General features: G+C 64.0%; 19 protein-coding genes and 1 pseudogene. 12 read left to right on the plus strand and 8 right to left on the minus strand.

Annotation, left to right across the window (positions count from 1 at the left end):
• Window positions 1–723: 723 nt before the first annotated feature.
• Window positions 724–1167 carry a hypothetical protein gene (locus CKO28_RS28070; RefSeq protein ID WP_207168829.1) on the minus strand — a complete coding sequence of 148 codons (444 nt, stop codon included), beginning with the start codon at window positions 1165–1167 and terminating at the stop codon, window positions 724–726.
• A gap of 676 nt (window positions 1168–1843) precedes the next feature.
• On the opposite strand from CKO28_RS28070, the gene CKO28_RS14465 reads away from it, so the two are divergent.
• Window positions 1844–3229 (plus strand): S1 RNA-binding domain-containing protein, encoded by a 1386-nt coding sequence (locus tag CKO28_RS14465; protein ID WP_200341506.1) that lies wholly within the window; start codon window positions 1844–1846, stop codon window positions 3227–3229.
• Window positions 3230–3232: 3 nt separating this feature from the next.
• On the opposite strand, the gene CKO28_RS14470 is transcribed toward CKO28_RS14465, so the two are convergent.
• Window positions 3233–3865: a hypothetical protein gene (locus CKO28_RS14470; RefSeq protein WP_200341507.1), complete on the minus strand. Its 633-nt coding sequence runs from the start codon at window positions 3863–3865 to the stop codon at window positions 3233–3235.
• 43 nt (window positions 3866–3908) lie between these two features.
• On the minus strand, window positions 3909–4634 hold the full coding sequence (locus tag CKO28_RS14475) for a hypothetical protein (protein ID WP_200341508.1): 726 nt from the start codon (window positions 4632–4634) through the stop codon (window positions 3909–3911).
• Between the two features lie 129 nt (window positions 4635–4763).
• On the opposite strand from CKO28_RS14475, the gene CKO28_RS14480 reads away from it, so the two are divergent.
• Both CKO28_RS14480 and CKO28_RS14485 read left to right on the plus strand, forming a co-directional pair.
• Entirely contained in the window at window positions 4764–5141 is a 378-nt protein-coding gene (locus tag CKO28_RS14480; protein ID WP_200341509.1) for a hypothetical protein, read from the plus strand.
• Between the two features lie 90 nt (window positions 5142–5231).
• Window positions 5232–6047, plus strand: coding sequence for a hypothetical protein (locus tag CKO28_RS14485; RefSeq protein WP_200341510.1), 816 nt, complete (start codon window positions 5232–5234; stop codon window positions 6045–6047).
• 144 nt (window positions 6048–6191) lie between these two features.
• On the opposite strand, the gene CKO28_RS14490 is transcribed toward CKO28_RS14485, so the two are convergent.
• The 3 genes from CKO28_RS14490 to parA are packed head-to-tail and all read right to left on the minus strand — an operon-like array spanning window position 6192 to window position 7817.
• A complete protein-coding gene (locus CKO28_RS14490) occupies window positions 6192–6638 on the minus strand; it encodes a hypothetical protein (RefSeq protein ID WP_200341511.1) in 447 nt (148 codons plus the stop codon).
• A gap of 19 nt (window positions 6639–6657) precedes the next feature.
• Entirely contained in the window at window positions 6658–7092 is a 435-nt protein-coding gene (locus tag CKO28_RS14495) for a hypothetical protein (protein WP_200341512.1), read from the minus strand.
• Window positions 7092–7817, minus strand: a complete 726-nt coding sequence (parA, locus tag CKO28_RS14500) for a ParA family partition ATPase (protein WP_200341513.1) — start codon at window positions 7815–7817, stop codon at window positions 7092–7094. Before parA ends, CKO28_RS14495 begins: the two co-directional genes overlap by 1 nt.
• Before the next feature lie 504 nt (window positions 7818–8321).
• Here parA and CKO28_RS14505 point away from each other — a divergent pair.
• The 3 genes from CKO28_RS14505 to CKO28_RS14515 all read left to right on the plus strand — a co-directional run bounded on the left by CKO28_RS14505 (window position 8322) and on the right by CKO28_RS14515 (window position 10766).
• Window positions 8322–9224: a DNA-methyltransferase gene (locus CKO28_RS14505; protein ID WP_200341514.1), complete on the plus strand. Its 903-nt coding sequence runs from the start codon at window positions 8322–8324 to the stop codon at window positions 9222–9224.
• Window positions 9221–9856: a hypothetical protein gene (locus CKO28_RS14510; RefSeq protein ID WP_200341515.1), complete on the plus strand. Its 636-nt coding sequence runs from the start codon at window positions 9221–9223 to the stop codon at window positions 9854–9856. Before CKO28_RS14505 ends, CKO28_RS14510 begins: the two co-directional genes overlap by 4 nt.
• A gap of 160 nt (window positions 9857–10016) precedes the next feature.
• Window positions 10017–10766 carry a hypothetical protein gene (locus tag CKO28_RS14515; RefSeq protein ID WP_200341516.1) on the plus strand — a complete coding sequence of 250 codons (750 nt, stop codon included), beginning with the start codon at window positions 10017–10019 and terminating at the stop codon, window positions 10764–10766.
• Between the two features lie 3 nt (window positions 10767–10769).
• Here CKO28_RS14515 and CKO28_RS14520 read toward each other — a convergent pair whose 3' ends face one another.
• Together CKO28_RS14520 and CKO28_RS14525 are read right to left on the minus strand one after the other, a co-directional pair.
• Window positions 10770–11303, minus strand: a complete 534-nt coding sequence (locus CKO28_RS14520; RefSeq protein ID WP_200341517.1) for a hypothetical protein — start codon at window positions 11301–11303, stop codon at window positions 10770–10772.
• A gap of 412 nt (window positions 11304–11715) precedes the next feature.
• On the minus strand, window positions 11716–12444 hold the full coding sequence (locus tag CKO28_RS14525) for an HAD domain-containing protein (RefSeq protein WP_200341518.1): 729 nt from the start codon (window positions 12442–12444) through the stop codon (window positions 11716–11718).
• A gap of 355 nt (window positions 12445–12799) precedes the next feature.
• On the opposite strand from CKO28_RS14525, the pseudogene CKO28_RS29330 reads away from it, so the two are divergent.
• The 6 genes and pseudogenes from CKO28_RS29330 to CKO28_RS14550 form a co-directional block, all read left to right on the plus strand.
• Window positions 12800–12985 (plus strand): annotated as a pseudogene (locus tag CKO28_RS29330) (transposase family protein); the annotation flags it as partial.
• Window positions 12986–13003: 18 nt separating this feature from the next.
• Window positions 13004–13987 (plus strand): IS1595 family transposase, encoded by a 984-nt coding sequence (locus CKO28_RS14530; RefSeq protein ID WP_338050138.1) that lies wholly within the window; start codon window positions 13004–13006, stop codon window positions 13985–13987.
• Between the two features lie 51 nt (window positions 13988–14038).
• Complete coding sequence (locus tag CKO28_RS14535; RefSeq protein ID WP_200341520.1) at window positions 14039–14683, plus strand: LysE family transporter; 645 nt, start codon at window positions 14039–14041, stop codon at window positions 14681–14683.
• Window positions 14684–14953: 270 nt separating this feature from the next.
• Window positions 14954–15148 carry a hypothetical protein gene (locus CKO28_RS14540; protein WP_200341521.1) on the plus strand — a complete coding sequence of 65 codons (195 nt, stop codon included), beginning with the start codon at window positions 14954–14956 and terminating at the stop codon, window positions 15146–15148.
• Window positions 15149–15177: 29 nt separating this feature from the next.
• Window positions 15178–15720, plus strand: a complete 543-nt coding sequence (locus CKO28_RS14545) for a hypothetical protein (RefSeq protein WP_200341522.1) — start codon at window positions 15178–15180, stop codon at window positions 15718–15720.
• A complete protein-coding gene (locus CKO28_RS14550; RefSeq protein ID WP_200341523.1) occupies window positions 15713–15925 on the plus strand; it encodes a hypothetical protein in 213 nt (70 codons plus the stop codon). The genes CKO28_RS14545 and CKO28_RS14550 overlap by 8 nt, the downstream gene beginning before the upstream one ends.
• Window positions 15926–15949: the final 24 nt, after the last annotated feature.

A 15949-nucleotide genomic window follows, 5' to 3' on the forward strand; every position in this document is an offset into this window, starting at 1 on the left:
CGGCGACAACCCCAGCGACAACAACCGAGAAGGAGGTGACGACACCGAAAGCTAAGCCCTCAACATCATCGACCCGCACCGGCTACGACCTTGTCGCTCAACCGGTCACGCTGCTTGACGCGCTACACAGGACCGCGGCCTCCATCGGCATCAAGGTACTGCAGCCATGATCCGACGAGCCTGGGTCTGACCGATGTGGCCTGCCCAGCACTTCCGCGGTGTCCTCGGGCATCCGCATGTGAAGCCACTCCTCTACGTCCACCTGCATAAACTCAACCCTAGGCGTTGACCTGTCTTTCCGTTCAATGGCCCGTTGCTGGCGAATCGACCACGGGTTTCTATAGAGGGGTCCGTTCATTCCCATACTAGATCTAGGTGGCGTGAGCAAACGGGCCGCGATCGATCGTCATGACCACGGGCCCTCGACCCCACTAACCTGCCGAAGCTGGCTGGCTTGGGCAGCCGTAGCCATGAGCGGCAGGTTTTCCCAGAACATCGACCTCTTCGGCTCAGGGGCGGATCGGCCGGTCGTGACCCGAAGCAGCCGTCGATATGAGTTAGCGGCTGTGCTAATAAGGAATCTCGAAAGATACCGTTTTCAGCCGAAAGGGGGCCATCGGAATGGCGGAAAACCAACATTTCCGAGCTTTAAGCTTGGCAGTGAAGGCTTTTTTTCGGGGTGCCCATAAGTGAATTCCGGACATCGTCGCGTAGACAACGACATCATGTCACGTTGGCTCTACGGTCACCACATTCCCGCACTCGCTTGAGGACGATGGCTTGAACTTCGCTAGGTGTATATGGCGGCATTTCTTGAGCCGTTATTGTCGTCTTTACCCGGGAACTATCCGTCGCCCTAAACTCAGCGACGTAGATGATCCAACCATCGGTAGGGCCGAAGAACTCAGCTGTGTCCTGATCCGGATAATGTCGAAAGGCCAGTGAATCGGCGAGACTACGGCCGATATCGTTGGAAGGTTGATCGCGTTCCATAAGCCGGAGTGTGCATCGCGCCACCGCCTCATAGTCGCCTCGTACTGAGATAGATTTCGACTGCCCATCGCGGCGCAGCTCCCCTACATTCGACGCGCACCCTGCGAGCCAAATCGCGAGACCCATGACGGCGCAAAAAGCGAACGTCAGGCGTTGGCGAAACAGCACATGCATCGGTTACACATCTCCAGCGGATGGTTGCGGTATAGGTTGGGAAGCCCGCTCCTTCGAACGCTATCTATTTTACCGCTTATGCCTTTCTCGGTCCGAACTCTGGTTACAGCTTAACCGCGAGCGCTCTTGCGGAAAAGCTCTAGGTATCGAGGAAGGTTAGGCGCGTGGCGCCCGTTATACGAGAGGTACGTGGTCGTCCGGTGTTGGCCCATCCCGGCCGCTGGCCGGGGCGGTTCGGCGGCCGCAGTGCATCAGAAAGCCGCCGACCGGGACGGGCCGTAGGGGGCTTTACCCTCTTTTGGCGCGTTCCTTAATGGCTCGACAAACGCGTAACGCCGCGCACCTGGATGTGGGGCCAATCGCCCCCACGCGCGGCTTGGTGCAAGAAAAATCGTGGAGGGCTTCCGGCAGGCCGACGGTGAACGAGCCCGAGCGCGGGCACTGGCCGGACACAGCGAAAGGGCTTACCGTGTGGCGTGCGCTAAGCCCTTGTAAAGTCGGGTTGGGGGGCCGGATTGAACCCACGACCTTCAGGTTATGAGCCTCAAGGTCAGCGACGTCGGAAAATCCTTGTCCGGCGCGCCGAGAGAGACGATTCTCGTGGAATGAGGCGCGCGGGGGCGACCGCGGCGCGGCGCATCTAAGTCCGTGGAAAAAGACACAAGGCAGAAGTGGCATGATGCACTACCGAGACGAGCGGAAAGCCCGCGTTTTCGACCTCACCAAAGAAGACGGCCCCGAGGGGCACCAGCATGGAGACGCCGCGCCGAGATCCTCTCTCGCGCGCGGTTTTTCGCGCCTGGAGCACGCGTACGAGACCGGGGAGACCGTGCGCGGGCTGATCGCCAGGGAGGCCAGGAGCCGCAACGGGTTCATGGTCACGTTCCGGGGCGGGATACGCGCGTTCCTGCCGCTTCGGCTGATAGACCATCACCGCGTCAAAGACATAGAGGCGTACCACGACCTGCTCGGTGAAGAGCGCGATTTCTACGTGATCGAGTTTGCCGAGGACTCGGCGCACCACAAGAACATCGTCGTGTCGCTGATCGACGAGAGCGAGGACGAACCCGAGGAGGAGGCATCGGACTATCTGAACCAGATCGACGTCGGGTCCGTGGTCGTCGGCACCGTCCACACGATCAAGACCTACGGCGCATTCCTGGAGCTGGCGCCGGGGCTGGACGCCCTGCTCCACCTCTCGGAGATCGACTGGGAGTACGTCGATCATCCCGGCGAGTTCCTGGCGCCGGGCGACCAAGTCAAAGTGAAGGTGGCCTCGATCGACCGGCAAAAGAGCAAGATAGCCGTTTCGCGGCGCGCGCTGATCGAAGACCCGTGGGCGGGCGTCGAGAAGCGATATCGCGTGGGCGACGTCGTCGACGGCCACGTGGCCTGGATAAAAAGCTACGGCTTGCTGATCGAGGTCGAGCCCGGCATCGTCGGCTTGGCGCACACCTCCGAACTCGGCTGGGGAGCCGTGGACGAGACGGTGCTGGAGGACGGGACCTACGAGAAGGGCGAGGACGTCCGCGCCAAGGTGATCCACGTCGACGCCGAAAAGCGCAGGCTCCTTCTCAGTCCGCGGCAGGCTTCGGAGAACCCGTACCAGAGCTATCTCGTGGCCAACCCCGTCGGCGCCGAAGTCACCGGACAGGTGTTCGAGGTTCGAAGCGATCGCATAGGCGTGCGGCTGGCCCCGGAGGTCGTCGGATGGATACCGCGTGAGAAAGGTCGCTCGAAGAAGGCGTCCCCGCGCTTCGGGGACGATATCCGCGTTCGAATAGCCGGCGCGGACGCCAAGAAGGGCACCGTCGAACTGGAAAGCGCGGAAAGCGCGGAGAACGCCCCCCAGGCGGAGGCAGAACCGCAGAAGCCAAGGAACGGCCGCGGGAAGCTCACGCTGAACTTCGGCGACGAGCGGTCGGGGTCCGCGACGGAAAAACCTCCGAAAGCGTCCGCGAAGCCCCGACCGTCCGACCTGGGGGCGAAACTCGGCGACACGGAGCGCCGGGCGGTACGGCGAGCGGCGTCAACCTTGAGGGCCAGCGGCTCCGTCGCCTGAGGTTCAACCGAAGACCTTCGGGATCGGCGCGTTCGACGTTCCGGGGGACGGCGCGAACGCCTCATCCAAGACCTGAGGTTCGGGCGGCCTCGGAGCCGGAGAGGGTTCGACGTCTCGAAGTCGATCGAGAGAGCGCTGCACACGCCGCTCGTGGGCCATGTCTTCACGCATCAACTTGACCGGATCTTTGGACCCCGCCTCGGGTCCGAAAGGGTCGGCCGGCTCAAGAGCGTCCGACACCGTCGACGCCACCGTTGCGACAGCTCCGGTCGCGAGCGTCTCAAGCGCCGCCAAACCCTGGACCAGCGCGACGCCCGGCAGTGCGAGGGCGAAGAGGGCTTTTTTCGCCGCCTTCACGGCTATCGACTTCGCGACCGAACGCGCGATGCGCCCCATCAGTCCGGGCTTGCGCTTAGGGGCGTTCTTGGACGCTTGGCCTGCCCTGCCCTTCTGAGAGTTCTGCCGACCGTAGCCAACGAGTTGCTCCGGCGAATACGGGTCGCTCGGATCGACGCCCCAGCCCAGGAAAGTTCGGCTGGTTCTGTGGGCGTGCTCGGGGTGCCCTCGACGGAGTTCTCGCCTCTTCTCCGCGAAGCTCTCCTCGGCCTTGGGCTTGGCCGCTGACTGCATGGGCATTCTCGGTCTCCTTGGCCGCGCGTGGCGGCCGACACACTGAAAATCAGAAGATCGCGTAGGCGATGACGCTCGCCGCTAACGTCGCGACAAGCGCAAGCGCGGTTCGCTCAGGACGCCGGAGAGCGAAGTCGGCGAACTGTTCGACGAGTCCGCGTTCCGACGGGTCGTCGTCAAACTCTGTCGTGCCATCCAGGTCGATCGGTTCGCGATTGGCGAAGCTGTCCAGTTCGTCCGCTGGATCGAACGGGCTGTCGCTCTCCGCGCCCCCTGCCCCGCTACGGGTCCAGTTATGGACACGAACGACACGGTCGATCTCGCAGCGCATGTCCGCCGAAGCCCGGATATAGCGGCGCCCGCTGTCCTTCTGCCCGACTTCGAGAACGGTCGCGGCATCGAGGGCGATGCAAGCGAGGCCCAGGAGGCCGCCCTGCGCCGGGCACTCGTTCCAAACGTGGAAGCTCAGTTCGTCCGGACTCTCGCTTGGAAGGCGCGCCGTGTCGTGGAACTCGAAATCGATCCAGAAGCGGTGCGGCCCCGCGTGCGGCGCGAGCTTGACGAGCATGACGGGCACCAGGCCGTCTGTCGCCTCGGCGTCGAACAGCGTCGCGTAGCCGCGGTCGGGAAGGCCGGTCTCCCGAAGTCGGGCGGACAGGATGCCCTCAATCTGGCTGACCAGCACTTCTTCGTTCAGGTACCGGTGGAAAACCGGCTCTTCTAAGGCTTGCATGATCGCGTCACCCTGCGACCGACGGCAATTGCGTTCGAACAATATGTAGTGTATAATATACCATAGGGACGCCTATGTAGTCAAGGCGATTGAAGTCGTGGTGGATGGGATCGGGCCATGAGAGCCGAGATAGGGCGGACGGACAAGGCGGACTGGTTGGAGTTGGCGTTCATGGACATCGCGCGGCGGGGCGCGAAACCGCTCGCCGGGCGCGGTGGTGTGGCCGGCGACCGGTACGTGCCGGACGTCACGAACGCGTCGGTGATGAGGCTTTGGTGGGACGAGGGCGACCACCCTATCCTTCAGGGGAACGGTCGCATGTGCCTTTACGTGGCCGAGCGGGTCGGCGACCTCTTGTCCGAGAGCGGGTTCTATACGGCCTTGGTCGACGATCATGGGTTGTGGTTTTCGTTCAAGGACAACCCGACTGTCTCCGACGTGAAGCTGGCCGAGGCGTGCGACGCCGCGCTGCGCCAGGTCGAGCGGGAGTACGGACTCGCCGAGAGTCGAAGGGGTGAGAGACTGACCCGCGTGCTCGGTCGCCAGTGAAAGCCCCCGTGATGTCGGTTTTTGACATTGAGGTCGCGTTGAATACCCTAGATCGTCGGTTGATAGCGCGGAACATCCATCGGAGGGGGCATGTACGGCAGAACGCCGGAATACCTGCAAGGCGAAATCGTCGGCCAGAACCTGAGGCACGGGCGCGAAATGAAGCAAGCCCGCAAGAAGGCGGCTGACGACGCGGCGGACGTTGCGGTCGTCGTGGCGGAGGCCCTGATGCAGCAAGGCAACGGGCCCAACAGGAAGCTCCAGCAAGAGAAGGCTGCCCTTCAGCGCGAAATCCACGAACTGAAGGGGCGCGTGCTTCGGGCGGAACACAAGGCCGAGATGGAGGCGATTTCCCGAAAGTCGGCCCAGCGCGAGCGCGATTGGCTTCACGACGACCTGACGAAAGCGCGCATCCGGGCCAACCGCGCCGATCAGGCTAGAGACAAAATGAGGGCGGAAGAGCGGGAGAAGGCCGAAGTCCACGTGCAGACGGCCGCGTACTTCTGCGAAGTCGCCATCCGAGCCGAATGCGACGCGTCGGCGGAACGGGCGGCGCGCGCCCTATTTCAATCCGTCATCGACGGCAAAGCCCCCGCGGATTTGCCCAAGCGGGTCACCGCGCGGGACAGCGAGGGCAATCCGGTGACGGAGACCGAGCGGGTCGCCCGTATGACTTGGCGGAAGACCGCGCTCGAACTCAGCCGCCGCGACCTGGCGGCGGCGAGCGATCCGGCGGATCCGATCCCTTGCGTGACGGGCACGGAGCGCGCCGCGCGCCGCAGGATGCTCGCCGAGAAAGAGGGCCGCCGAGGGTCGGTGACGAGCGTGCCCGTTCCGACGTCCGACGAGGTCGCGAAAGCGGGCCAGACGTTCCGCCGCGGCGCTTTCGACAGGCTCAAGACGTGAGCGTGAAAAACGCCGCCGTGAAAGCGAAAACGCGCCCTGCGGAGCCGTTTTTTCCGGTTGCAGGGCGCGTTTTCTGTTTTATCTCAGGCGGTTGATCCGCCCTTTGTCGTAGACGATGGAAGCGTTGTAGCCCGAGACAGGTCTTCAGCAAAACGCCCTGCGCGGCGGCGGCGTGCCGGGCATTTCGGACGCCTTCGAGGCGAGGATTTCCGCGAGGGCTTCGACGGCCTCGGTTGCGGTGTGGCAGCGGCTCAGAGCGGCTCTCCGGACCGCGTTGACGGCGGTGACGGTGCGCACGTCCATGAAGGCAGCCAGACGGTCGACTTCCGACAGCGAGAGGGCGCTGACGGCGACGTCCAGGGGTTCGGCGGGAAGCGCGTCCGAGTGTTCGACGGTCAGGCGCCCGGCGATCGAGAAGCCTTCGGGCAGCGTGTAGATCGGCGAGACTTGAAAGGTCAGGTGGACTGGAACCCGGAAGATGCCTTCAAGGGGCGCGTCGTACCGCTCCGCCCCCGCGACGTCGGGTTCGATCTCCAGCCCTCCTGCCAAAATGGCCTTCATGGCGGCGCGCTCGGATGCGGACTGGGGCATGCGATAGACTCCGTCGGCGTCAGTTTCGGGACTGGCGACCGGGCTTCAGGCGCTGAAGCCCTTCGTACCTGCGGACGAGTTCTTCGTCGTCCGAGACCTCGGCCAGCGCGAGCAGGCCCATGCGCAGGACTTCGGAGTTCTTGATCGGCTTGCCGGTCGCGTAGAGGAGCCGCTGGAAGATGGCGTGGAGAAGTTCGTCCTCTTCGGTCGGCATCGAGATCGTATGCCGGACTGCCGGCTTGCGCGGCTGCGCCCCCTGCCCTTCCGCCTCGACGTTCGCGGGGGCTGGTTGGTTGGGGGCGTAGGTGCGGCTCGCGGCGTCGGTCTGCTCGGCCCGCCGCTCGCGTTCAGCGAGGCGCTTCGAGCGTTCGGCTTCGGTTTCCTTCGGCTGGGCCTGCGTGGCGGACACCTGCTGCACGCGGCCCAGGGCCTGCCCGATGTTTTTGCGGGACATTACGCGACTCCCTGGGACGCCTCTTGCTCGGCCGCCAGAACGCGGTCGATGTACTCGATCACCGGTTCGTCTTCGGCGATGTGCTTCAGGATGTTTTCGGCGAGATTGCGGAAATCCTGGGCCTCTTGGCTCTTCGGCTCCATGGAGGTGATGCAGGTGCCGAAAGCGTACGCCTCTTGGAGGCTCTTCCGCTGCCGGACGCCGGGTTCGATCGTCGGGATGCCGAAGTCGCGCATCGCCTTGGCGACCTCGCGACCGATCACGAGGCGCTTGTCGACGCGGGAGAACAGCACGCGGGCCTTCAGGTCCTCGTTGACCTCGGCGATCTCGAACACGAGCGCTCGCTCCGCGTAGGAGCTGTTGAGGTCGATGGGAGTGCATTGCATCGGCAGGAGCGCGAAGTCGGACATCTTGAGCGCTGAACGAGGCTGCGGCGCGTCCGCGTGGGGAGGCGTGTCCACCAAGATGATGTCGTAGTCTTCCGCCTGGCGGCGAAGCTCCGTGTGCAGCTTGGTGCCCATCTGGGCGAGCCCGGAAACGTGGGCCGGGAAGGGCGTTCCTTCGGGCGCGGCCGCCGCCCAGGACAGCGCGGAGCCTTGCGGGTCCGCGTCCACGACCAGCACTTTGTAACCGGCTTCGACGTAGGCGCCGGCGACGTTCATGCAGATCGTGCTTTTGCCCACCCCGCCCTTTTGCTGAACGACGCTGATGATGGTCGCGGTCATGCCGGCCCCTTCGATGTGCGGTTGGGAGCGTATGCACCGCGCATCGTACGCGGGTGCGATCAGCGTATCAGCATATCGTCATACGGAATGCGAGTCAACGCGTATGGGCGTAAGCGCGTAGGCCCGTGCGCGGGTATGCGGATCAGCGAGACATACCATACGCGGGGCGTACACGCGTATGGTACGCCGATAAGCAGGTATGCAGTGCATAACGTATGGGGCGCATAACGGCCGATGCGCATATCCGCGGACGGTATGTGCCGCCCATGATAGCACAATGTGCGCGTATGCGGTTAGGCGCGTATGCGCGTTCACGGCTGCGGCTTGGTGCTGGGTATGAGCCAAACCTGGAGAACCGGCGCCTGCCGGGCGGCGGCGGCGGTACCGCAAAGCGACAGTCGAACGCGCGTACCCGCATATCCGCATACGATATGCATTGCATAAACGCACACGGTGTGCGAAAATGAATGTGTCATTTCCGGACCCCGGCGGGAGAACCCGCCGATGCCGTTGTCCGGCTCTCGCCGCCAAAAGGCGCGGGGGCAGGGCGCGTCGAAAGTCCGACCCTTGCCGAAAAAACGAGTTTGCGCCCCAGGGGCGCTGGAAGCCGCCGACGCGGCGTCCGGCGAGCAACTGCGCACATCCGACTGCTGGATAGCGAACGAGAGCTGTTTCTCATTCCTGCCGAAAGTGCCGAAAGCGTCGGTGGATTTGGTCCTGACCGATCCACCGTACGTGATAAGCCGTCAAACCGGTTTCGAGTCGTGCGTGAACGGGGAGTCCCGTTTTGCCGTGTCCATGGACTTCGGCGAGTGGGACCGGGCGTTCACGGAAGACGACCTGAAGCGGTCTATTCGCGAGTTTTATCGGGTTCTGAGGCCGGGCGGAACCTGTGTTGTCTGGTTCGATCTCTGGAAGCTGACGCCTCTTAAAGCGGCGCTTGAGGATGCGGGGTTCAAGCAATGCCGCCTCATCGAGTGGATCAAGACAAACCCGGTTCCCCTCAACTCCAAACGAAACTACCTGACGAACGCTCGGGAAGTCGCCGTGCTCGCGGTGAAGGGTGGTTCGCCGACTTTCAACGCCGAGTACCACGACGGGGTCTACCGGCATCCTATCTACCAGGGTCAGGACCGATGTCACCCGACCCAGAAGCCGACTGCGCTGTTCAAAGAGCTCATCGAGGTCCACAGCGAGCCGGACGACGTGGTGCTCGACGCGTTCTTGGGTGGAGGCACCACCGCCCACGCGGCTCGTGACACGGGACGCAAGTTCGCCGGCTGCGAGAGAGACCCGCTGTATTACCGCTTCTCCGCGGCTCGCGTTCTGGGCGACCACGAGGGGATGTCGGCGGCGAAAACGGCAGTGAAGGAGGCGGCGGCGCGCCGAAAGGAGGCCGCCGCATGAGCGCGGGCACCGTATGGCCTCCGTTGGGCCCTGACGGCTTCAAGCCGGGCTCGAAAGCGCGCCGTTTCGTGGAGATGGCGGACGTGGATTGGGAAGACGGCTTCTCCAGATGGGTGTACGTCGACGAACTTCCGGACGACATGCGTTTCGGGAACGGCGGAGACTGGTGCCGGAGCGACGGTCGATTGGGGCGCATTTTCAACATCGATCGGCACAGGGAGACCGGTCGGATCGTCGCCGTCAAACTCGAAGGGTACAAAAAGACCCCGGACGGAAAACCGATCCCCAAATGGGTGCGGCGTGACCTCTCGGCGGCGGCCTGCGCTGTTCTCGCCGTGTCCCACGGCGAGTGCGAGATCGACCACAAAGACGGGCGCAAGGATCTGCCCGACACTACAAACGTGGACGCTTCGATGTTCCAGCCGCTCAGCAAGGCCGCGAACGTCGCGAAACGACAGCACTGCAAGAAGTGCAAGGAAACGGGCCTGCGCTTTGACGCGACGCGGCTCGGGTATTCTGTCCCCCAGTGGAAAGGCGGTCGCGAATACAAGGGGAGTTGCGTGGGGTGCTTCTGGTACGACCCGCAAGAGTTCAACGCTCAGGTATCGGCGGATTTCAAAAAGACGAAATGATCCGAGCGCCCTGGTTGCTTGCTTCGTGCCGTGAGAGAAGCCGGGCAGGGCGCTTTTGAGTCGGTCAGAGGGCCAGGAAATGAGCGACGGGAACATGAGGTCCAGCGTTTCGCGGTGGTTCGGTATCGGGAAATGGGTAGGCGCGGGGGCGGGCGCCCAGATGATGAACAACGACCTGCCCACGGAGTCGGACCCCGATTGGTACCAGCACGGCGTCGGCCTCGTGCAGGCTGCCGTGGAGGGCATGGTGCATTCCGACATACCGCTCACCGACACGTCGCTCTCCGACGCCATCCGGTGGGGCGGGGAAATGGTCGGCTTCGGACCGGACGCCCAGGACATGGCGTTCAACGGCCCGGAGAACATCGCGTTGATGGGGGCGTCCGTAATGATGGCTCTCGTCTCCTACCACCGGGACGAGATCAACGACGCAACGAAAAGCCTTCAGGAGCGTCTCGGATCGGTTGGGGACTGCGCGAAGAAGGCGCTAGGAAGGTTCGCCCGAAGTTTCGGCCAAGGGTTCGGACAACTTGGCGAAAGGATCGCTTGGGAGTACGGTGACGGCAAGCGCCGGCGCGCCGGGATGAAGGAAGTCGGGGAATACCATCGCGAGCAGGCCAAAGTGCAACTCCTGACTGCCGCGATGCGCGCCAACCGCGATAACCAAGAGGCGGGAACCGGCCACAAAATGAGCGTCAGACCGGAACTCGGGGTAGCGATGATCCACGACGGCGAGGGTCATCTGGACAACCCTAACGGTCCAGCGTTCTTCAAGATCGCGCCAGACAACTCGATCGAGGAGCGGCACTTCCGCAAGGGCGTGGCGCTGTCGGAGCCGGGCGACACCTCGGATTTTTCCAGTCAGCCGGCCGCCGAAATGCCGCCGGCCGCGATGTTGCGCGGGCGCTGACCTTTACCCGCCAACGGCGCCGTCGCAGATCGGACACCCGTCACAGTGCGGAATGTGCGAGAAATCCGCATGGCCGACGGCCCGTTCGAGCACGTCGGTGGGGACGTCGGCCACGGACTTCGCGCCCGTCGGGTCCAAGCGGACATCTCCGGCGGCCGCGACCAGGTCTGCGATGATCCGTCTCAGTTCAGCGTTTTTCCGTAGCAGGGCCTCGATGTCTCCATGTCGGATGGATCCTGAGGCGTCGACCCAGGCGTCGTATATCTCGCGCTCCGGCCCGGGTAGCGTGGCCGGGTCGATCTCCCGGGGGTGCTCGATGTCACTCGGGCGCGGCCAAGACTTTTCCGACATCTGGTGTGTGCCCTCCAGAAAGTTGCTCGAACGCACGACAACGCGCGCCCGTATTTCGGTTAACGCGCCCCAGTCATAGGAGTTCCCGGGATCGAAGTGTCCGCGAAGCGGATCAATCGCGGTCGTCTTGAGACCGACCGCTTTCGTAACAGCATTGCCTCGGCGGGCGCCGATGGTCTCCAGCAATGTCGAGGTACGCTTCGAGCACGCTCGGCGAGAGGGCTACAACGTCTCCAATGACCTTCCTCAACTGCGCATTCCTGCGGAGGAGAGCGTCCACGTCGCGATCGCGCACGACGCCTTCGACGTCCACCCACGCTTCGTAGATGGCACGTTCCATTTTCGCCAGCCGTTCCGGAGAGAGACTCGCGTAGTCGTGTCCGTGACAGTCCGGGAGGCGTTCCGGTTTATCCATCGACTGCAATCCCCTGTATCACTGCAATCTGCGACGCGATTGGCCGCATACGCGCATACGGTATGCACCAAAATTAGGGGCGGCAACGCACTTTGGATTGACCGCAGAGACCGCCTATCCCGCTTTCGGCGGCCTCCGAAAGGGGTAGCCACGAGAGCTGGCAGGGCAGTGTGGCCGTGGAGGTCAGAACCCTGAAGGGCCGTTCGCATGCCGCCATGGGCTGTAGTCTGTCGCGCGGATCAGTTCCGGGACCGCTCGCGCGATCTCGCGGTCGCTATCGGGTCCGCGCGCGAATGCGCGATCAAGCCACCGGCGGACCGCCCCTCGGTCGCCGTACGAGGTCCATAGCGGCCAGCCGCCCACGCCCGCCAACTCAGGATCGTCCACGTCCAGAAGGGCCAAAGCGGCGCCGTAGGCTTGGAGGCCGAGTCCGTCCGCTGGGTTTACGACAAGCCCGCCCGGCGCGGGCAGTTCTCGCTCGTCGTCGAGAGCGACCCATCGATCGACCTCTCCGGCTTCTTCGAGCCAAAGGTTGATTTCGCGGCCGCGCGCCCCGCCGAAGGTCTTCGGCGTCGACCAGCGCTCATGCCAATGAGGGCGCGGATCGAAGCCGGCTTCGACGAGCGCGTTCTCGATCCTGGCCTTCCCGGCAGCCGGATGCGTCCGCCAGCTTGTGCTGGCGACCAGGCGCGCGCCGCTGAGTTCGACCAGGCGCCGCAACAGGCTGACGCAAGCGGGGTCCAGCTTTCGTTGGACCGGACACCACTTCGACCGCCCGTCCGTCGAGAGGGGCCATTCCGGGTCCGCGTACTGGGGGGCGCAAAGGTAGGGCGTGTCCATGCGTTGGCCGGGCAGGAAACGCGCGCGCTCCGGCAGCAGCACGCCGTCGATGTCCATGAAAACGACTTTCACGCCAACCTCGCTTCACGGCTCGCGAGCCGATCAGGCATCCGCACTTCAAAACGTAGGCGTTAACGTCGGCCGTCGCCGAGCGCCTGTCAAATCCGACGACTGGATGTTCGCCGTGGGTTTCTGGGGCGAAAAACAGTTCGGAATTATCACCAAAACAAAGGCGCTCGTAGGCAGCGCAGCCTTAGAATCCCGGCTATTCTAGGGGGTTGTGGCGCCATGCGGATGGCTGCCTGAAGGCTCCCTGGCGTTAAGGCCCAGTCAAGAAGGTCGGTCCCATATGTTGTGTGTAGCCAATTGACAACCTGGGGTGATTATCGTGACCGAGGAAGCACCGCGTCTTTGCCCGAAGCCCGGGATGGGACAGGCGTATGGCCACAGCGCGGATCTCCTGCAAGCGGAACTGCGGGACGAGGACGCCTGCCGACGCTTCCTGGAGGAGGCGCGGTGGCGGGAGGGCCGGTACTGCCCTCACTGCGGATGCTTGGAGAACTGGCCGATCCGGGGCGCCGCCACGCGTCCAGGGCTATACGAGTGCAAGGGCTGTCGGCGCCAATTCACCGTGACGACGAAGACACCGTTGCACGCCACCAAGCTGCCGCTGTGGCGGTGGATCAAGGCGATGTGGCTGATGCTCTCGTCCAGCAAGGGCGTATCGTCGGTCGTCCTCGGCCGCTGGGTCGGCGTGCCGCAGAAAACGGCTTGGCGGATGATGCAGGTCGTGCGTGAGCTGTTCACCGTGGCCGAGTGGTGTGCCGAGCGTCTCACGGGCTTCGTCCAGGTCGACACGAAGTACGTCGGGGGCGCGCCCCGGAAGAAGAAGAACGTCAAGCACAGACGCGGCCGCGGCACGCCAAAACCGTTGATCGCCGTGGCCGTGGACGCGCGCGGGTTCGTGCGCAGCCAGCCCATACGCAGCGAGAGCGCCGAGAACATGAAGGCGTTCTTCCAGCGCGCGGTTCACCCGAGTGCGACCATCGTGAGCGACAAGAGTCCGGCGATCGCCAAGCTCGCGACAGGCTGCGCCGGCCATATCGCACTCGACCACTCGCAGCTCCAGTTCGCGGCTGGTGGGCACCACAGCAACACGGCCGAAGCCTTCGCAGCGAACGTCGAGCGGGTCTTGATCGGTGTCTACCACCGGATGAGCCGACAGCACCTTTTCCGGTACGTGGGAGAGGCGGCGTGCCGCTGGAACTCCAAGGAAGAGGTGGAGAACCAGCACGGCGACAAGACCGGCGAGTTCGTGCGCAAGCACGGCAAATGGGCGGTCGCAGACCTGCTGGTGCACGCGTGTGGCGTCGAGCTCCGGCGTACCGACGTCGGGGGCGTGAAATATCCAGGAGAGCCAGAGCCGTTACCAAAACGGCTGGCGTTTCGCCAGCGGCGAGCTCAAAAGGCGCTGCGCGAGAGCCGCCCCTTGCTGGGCCCCTCGGAAGCCGCCTTACGCGCGCTGGTGAAGGAGAGGAGGCGTGGTCTGCGCCTTGTCCCCATGGCCAGTCTGGAAGTGGGACGACCTGAAAGGAACAGGCTTCTCGGCTCATGAGCCATGTGGCAATCTCCAGCGGCTTTGTGCATCTCTCTGGAGAGGTTTCTGGTGCCGCCGTCCGATCTCTTGCTTGCCTGTCTCGCTGCCGCGGCTGTCTTCGCTTACATCCCGGGTCCTGCGATGCTTTACGCCAGCGCGCGCACCTTGGCTGGTGGCCGACGCGCCGGGCTTATGGCGGCCGCGGGTATCCATCTCGGCGGCTACGTGCACGTGTTCGCGGCCGCACTTGGCTTGGCCGCGCTTTTCCATGCCGTGCCAACGCTGTATGTCGCGATGAAGATACTCGGCGCCGCGTACCTATGCTGGCTGGGGATCGGACTGCTACGTCAGGGCGATGCTGATATGTCTGCGCCCACGACGACAAGTGCCGGGTCGGCCCAGCGCGCCTTTACCCAGAGCGTTCTCGTGGAAACCCTCAACCCCAAGACGGCCGTGTTCTTCCTGGCATTCCTGCCGCAATTCACCGATCCGGCAGCTGCCTCGCCTCTATGGGGGCAATTGCTGGTCCTGGGAACAGCCGTCAACGTGATGTTTTCGAGCGCGGATCTTTTCTGCGTCTATGGCGCCGACGCCGTCCAGGCGCGTTTGCGGCGCAGCTCTGGCGCCCAACGCGTGTTGCGTTGGCTGGGGGGCGGGACCCTGATTGGTCTTGGGGTGAAACTCGTTGCTCAGCGCGGCGGCCCCGAGGGCTGAGGTCTGGTCGCTCTTGCGCTTTCCAGGTGATCTCCTCCGGTAACTCTACCCCATCCGACCAACCACGTAGGACAGAGAGCCGCCCGCTCCGCGTACCTTTAGCGCGGCACAATATCTTGATAAAACGAGATTTTACGAGCAGCCGTGTGCCTTTGTTTCGGTGATAATTCCGAAACAGTTTCTCTGGGACTCTCACATCGCGAGCTTTCCTGTCAGGATTTTCGGCGTCTCAAGACGACGGGAGGGGGCATGCCCGCAGGTGCGAAAACGTTGGCCGAATATCCGGGCGAGGCGGTTAAGGTGCGGTGCGACATCTGCGGCAGGGCAGGGCGGTACCGCAAATCCCGCCTGATCGAGCGCTTTGGCGACAAAGGGCTTCCCGACGTTCTGCGCGATCTGGCCGACTGCGAAAGATGGGGGGCGGCCGGCGAGCCGTGCGGAGCGCACTACGAAGACCTGGCGTGATCCGGCGCCTCTAGGGCAGGGGAGGGGAAATGTCAGACAGCGGTTCAGGCGGGTTGCCGGCCGAAAACGGCGACCGCAAGGATCCGGTCGGCGTGTTGGCCGAGTACGAAGGCGTGGAGGATTACCGCGAACTCACGCTCGGCGAGGCCGACCTCGTCCCGATCGTCGACGACTACCGAAAGCGCAGGCGCCTAATCGACACTTTGAGGGCGTTGCCGCCGGAGTCCGCGGTTCGGCAGGCGATCATCTACAGATGCCAGACAGTCGCCGACGACCTCCGGGGGAGGGCTAAGCGCCGCGCCGATCGCGCGGAGACCGTGGACGTCTACATAGGGCGAATGGCGGTAACGGTCTCGGTGTCCGGCGCGGTCGGCCTGGTCGCGGGGTCGCCAGAGGTGTCCGCTGCGGCGTACTTGGCCCTGGTGGGCGCGGGTGTGGCCGGGATGGCCTACGCCGCGGTGGAGCGCTACGTGTCAAAGCGCGAGGAAAATGATAGCATAGAGGCCGCCAAGCGGATCGAGCGCATGATCGAGGCCGTGGAGCGACCCTCTTTGGGAGACCGCTATGACTGAGCCGCTGCTGACGATTTTCGGAGGCGTCGACGCCGAAACGGCTGTCTGGGCGGTCGTGGCGGTCGTGTTCGTTTATTACGCCGTCGTCGCGATGTTGGCCCGCCTTGGCGAGCGCCGGGAGAAAGACCGTCAGGATCGCGAAGCCCGCGGTTTCCCCGAAACGCTCAAGGTCGCCCGGGAAATCGACGAGCGGCCTAAAACCTGACTTCGTCGATCTCCCGGAGGTGAC

Source organism: Rhodovibrio sodomensis (assembly GCF_016583645.1).
Taxonomy (GTDB): domain Bacteria; phylum Pseudomonadota; class Alphaproteobacteria; order Kiloniellales; family Rhodovibrionaceae; genus Rhodovibrio; species Rhodovibrio sodomensis.

What these genes read in the sequence shown, in the direction of transcription:
- CKO28_RS14465 (WP_200341506.1), top strand. Translation starts at nt 1,844, where the DNA reads ATGATGCACTACCGAGACGAGCGGAAAGCCCGCGTTTTCGACCTCACC.
- CKO28_RS14510 (WP_200341515.1), top strand. Translation starts at nt 9,221, where the DNA reads ATGAGCGCGGGCACCGTATGGCCTCCGTTGGGCCCTGACGGCTTCAAG.
- CKO28_RS14495 (WP_200341512.1), bottom strand. Translation starts at nt 7,092, where the DNA reads ATGTCCCGCAAAAACATCGGGCAGGCCCTGGGCCGCGTGCAGCAGGTG.
- CKO28_RS14550 (WP_200341523.1), top strand. Translation starts at nt 15,713, where the DNA reads ATGACTGAGCCGCTGCTGACGATTTTCGGAGGCGTCGACGCCGAAACG.
- CKO28_RS28070 (WP_207168829.1), bottom strand. Translation starts at nt 1,167, where the DNA reads ATGCATGTGCTGTTTCGCCAACGCCTGACGTTCGCTTTTTGCGCCGTC.
- CKO28_RS14480 (WP_200341509.1), top strand. Translation starts at nt 4,764, where the DNA reads ATGGACATCGCGCGGCGGGGCGCGAAACCGCTCGCCGGGCGCGGTGGT.
- CKO28_RS14485 (WP_200341510.1), top strand. Translation starts at nt 5,232, where the DNA reads ATGTACGGCAGAACGCCGGAATACCTGCAAGGCGAAATCGTCGGCCAG.
- CKO28_RS14545 (WP_200341522.1), top strand. Translation starts at nt 15,178, where the DNA reads ATGTCAGACAGCGGTTCAGGCGGGTTGCCGGCCGAAAACGGCGACCGC.
- CKO28_RS14515 (WP_200341516.1), top strand. Translation starts at nt 10,017, where the DNA reads ATGATGAACAACGACCTGCCCACGGAGTCGGACCCCGATTGGTACCAG.
- CKO28_RS14490 (WP_200341511.1), bottom strand. Translation starts at nt 6,638, where the DNA reads ATGCCCCAGTCCGCATCCGAGCGCGCCGCCATGAAGGCCATTTTGGCA.
- parA (WP_200341513.1), bottom strand. Translation starts at nt 7,817, where the DNA reads ATGACCGCGACCATCATCAGCGTCGTTCAGCAAAAGGGCGGGGTGGGC.
- CKO28_RS14505 (WP_200341514.1), top strand. Translation starts at nt 8,322, where the DNA reads ATGCCGTTGTCCGGCTCTCGCCGCCAAAAGGCGCGGGGGCAGGGCGCG.
- CKO28_RS14470 (WP_200341507.1), bottom strand. Translation starts at nt 3,865, where the DNA reads ATGCCCATGCAGTCAGCGGCCAAGCCCAAGGCCGAGGAGAGCTTCGCG.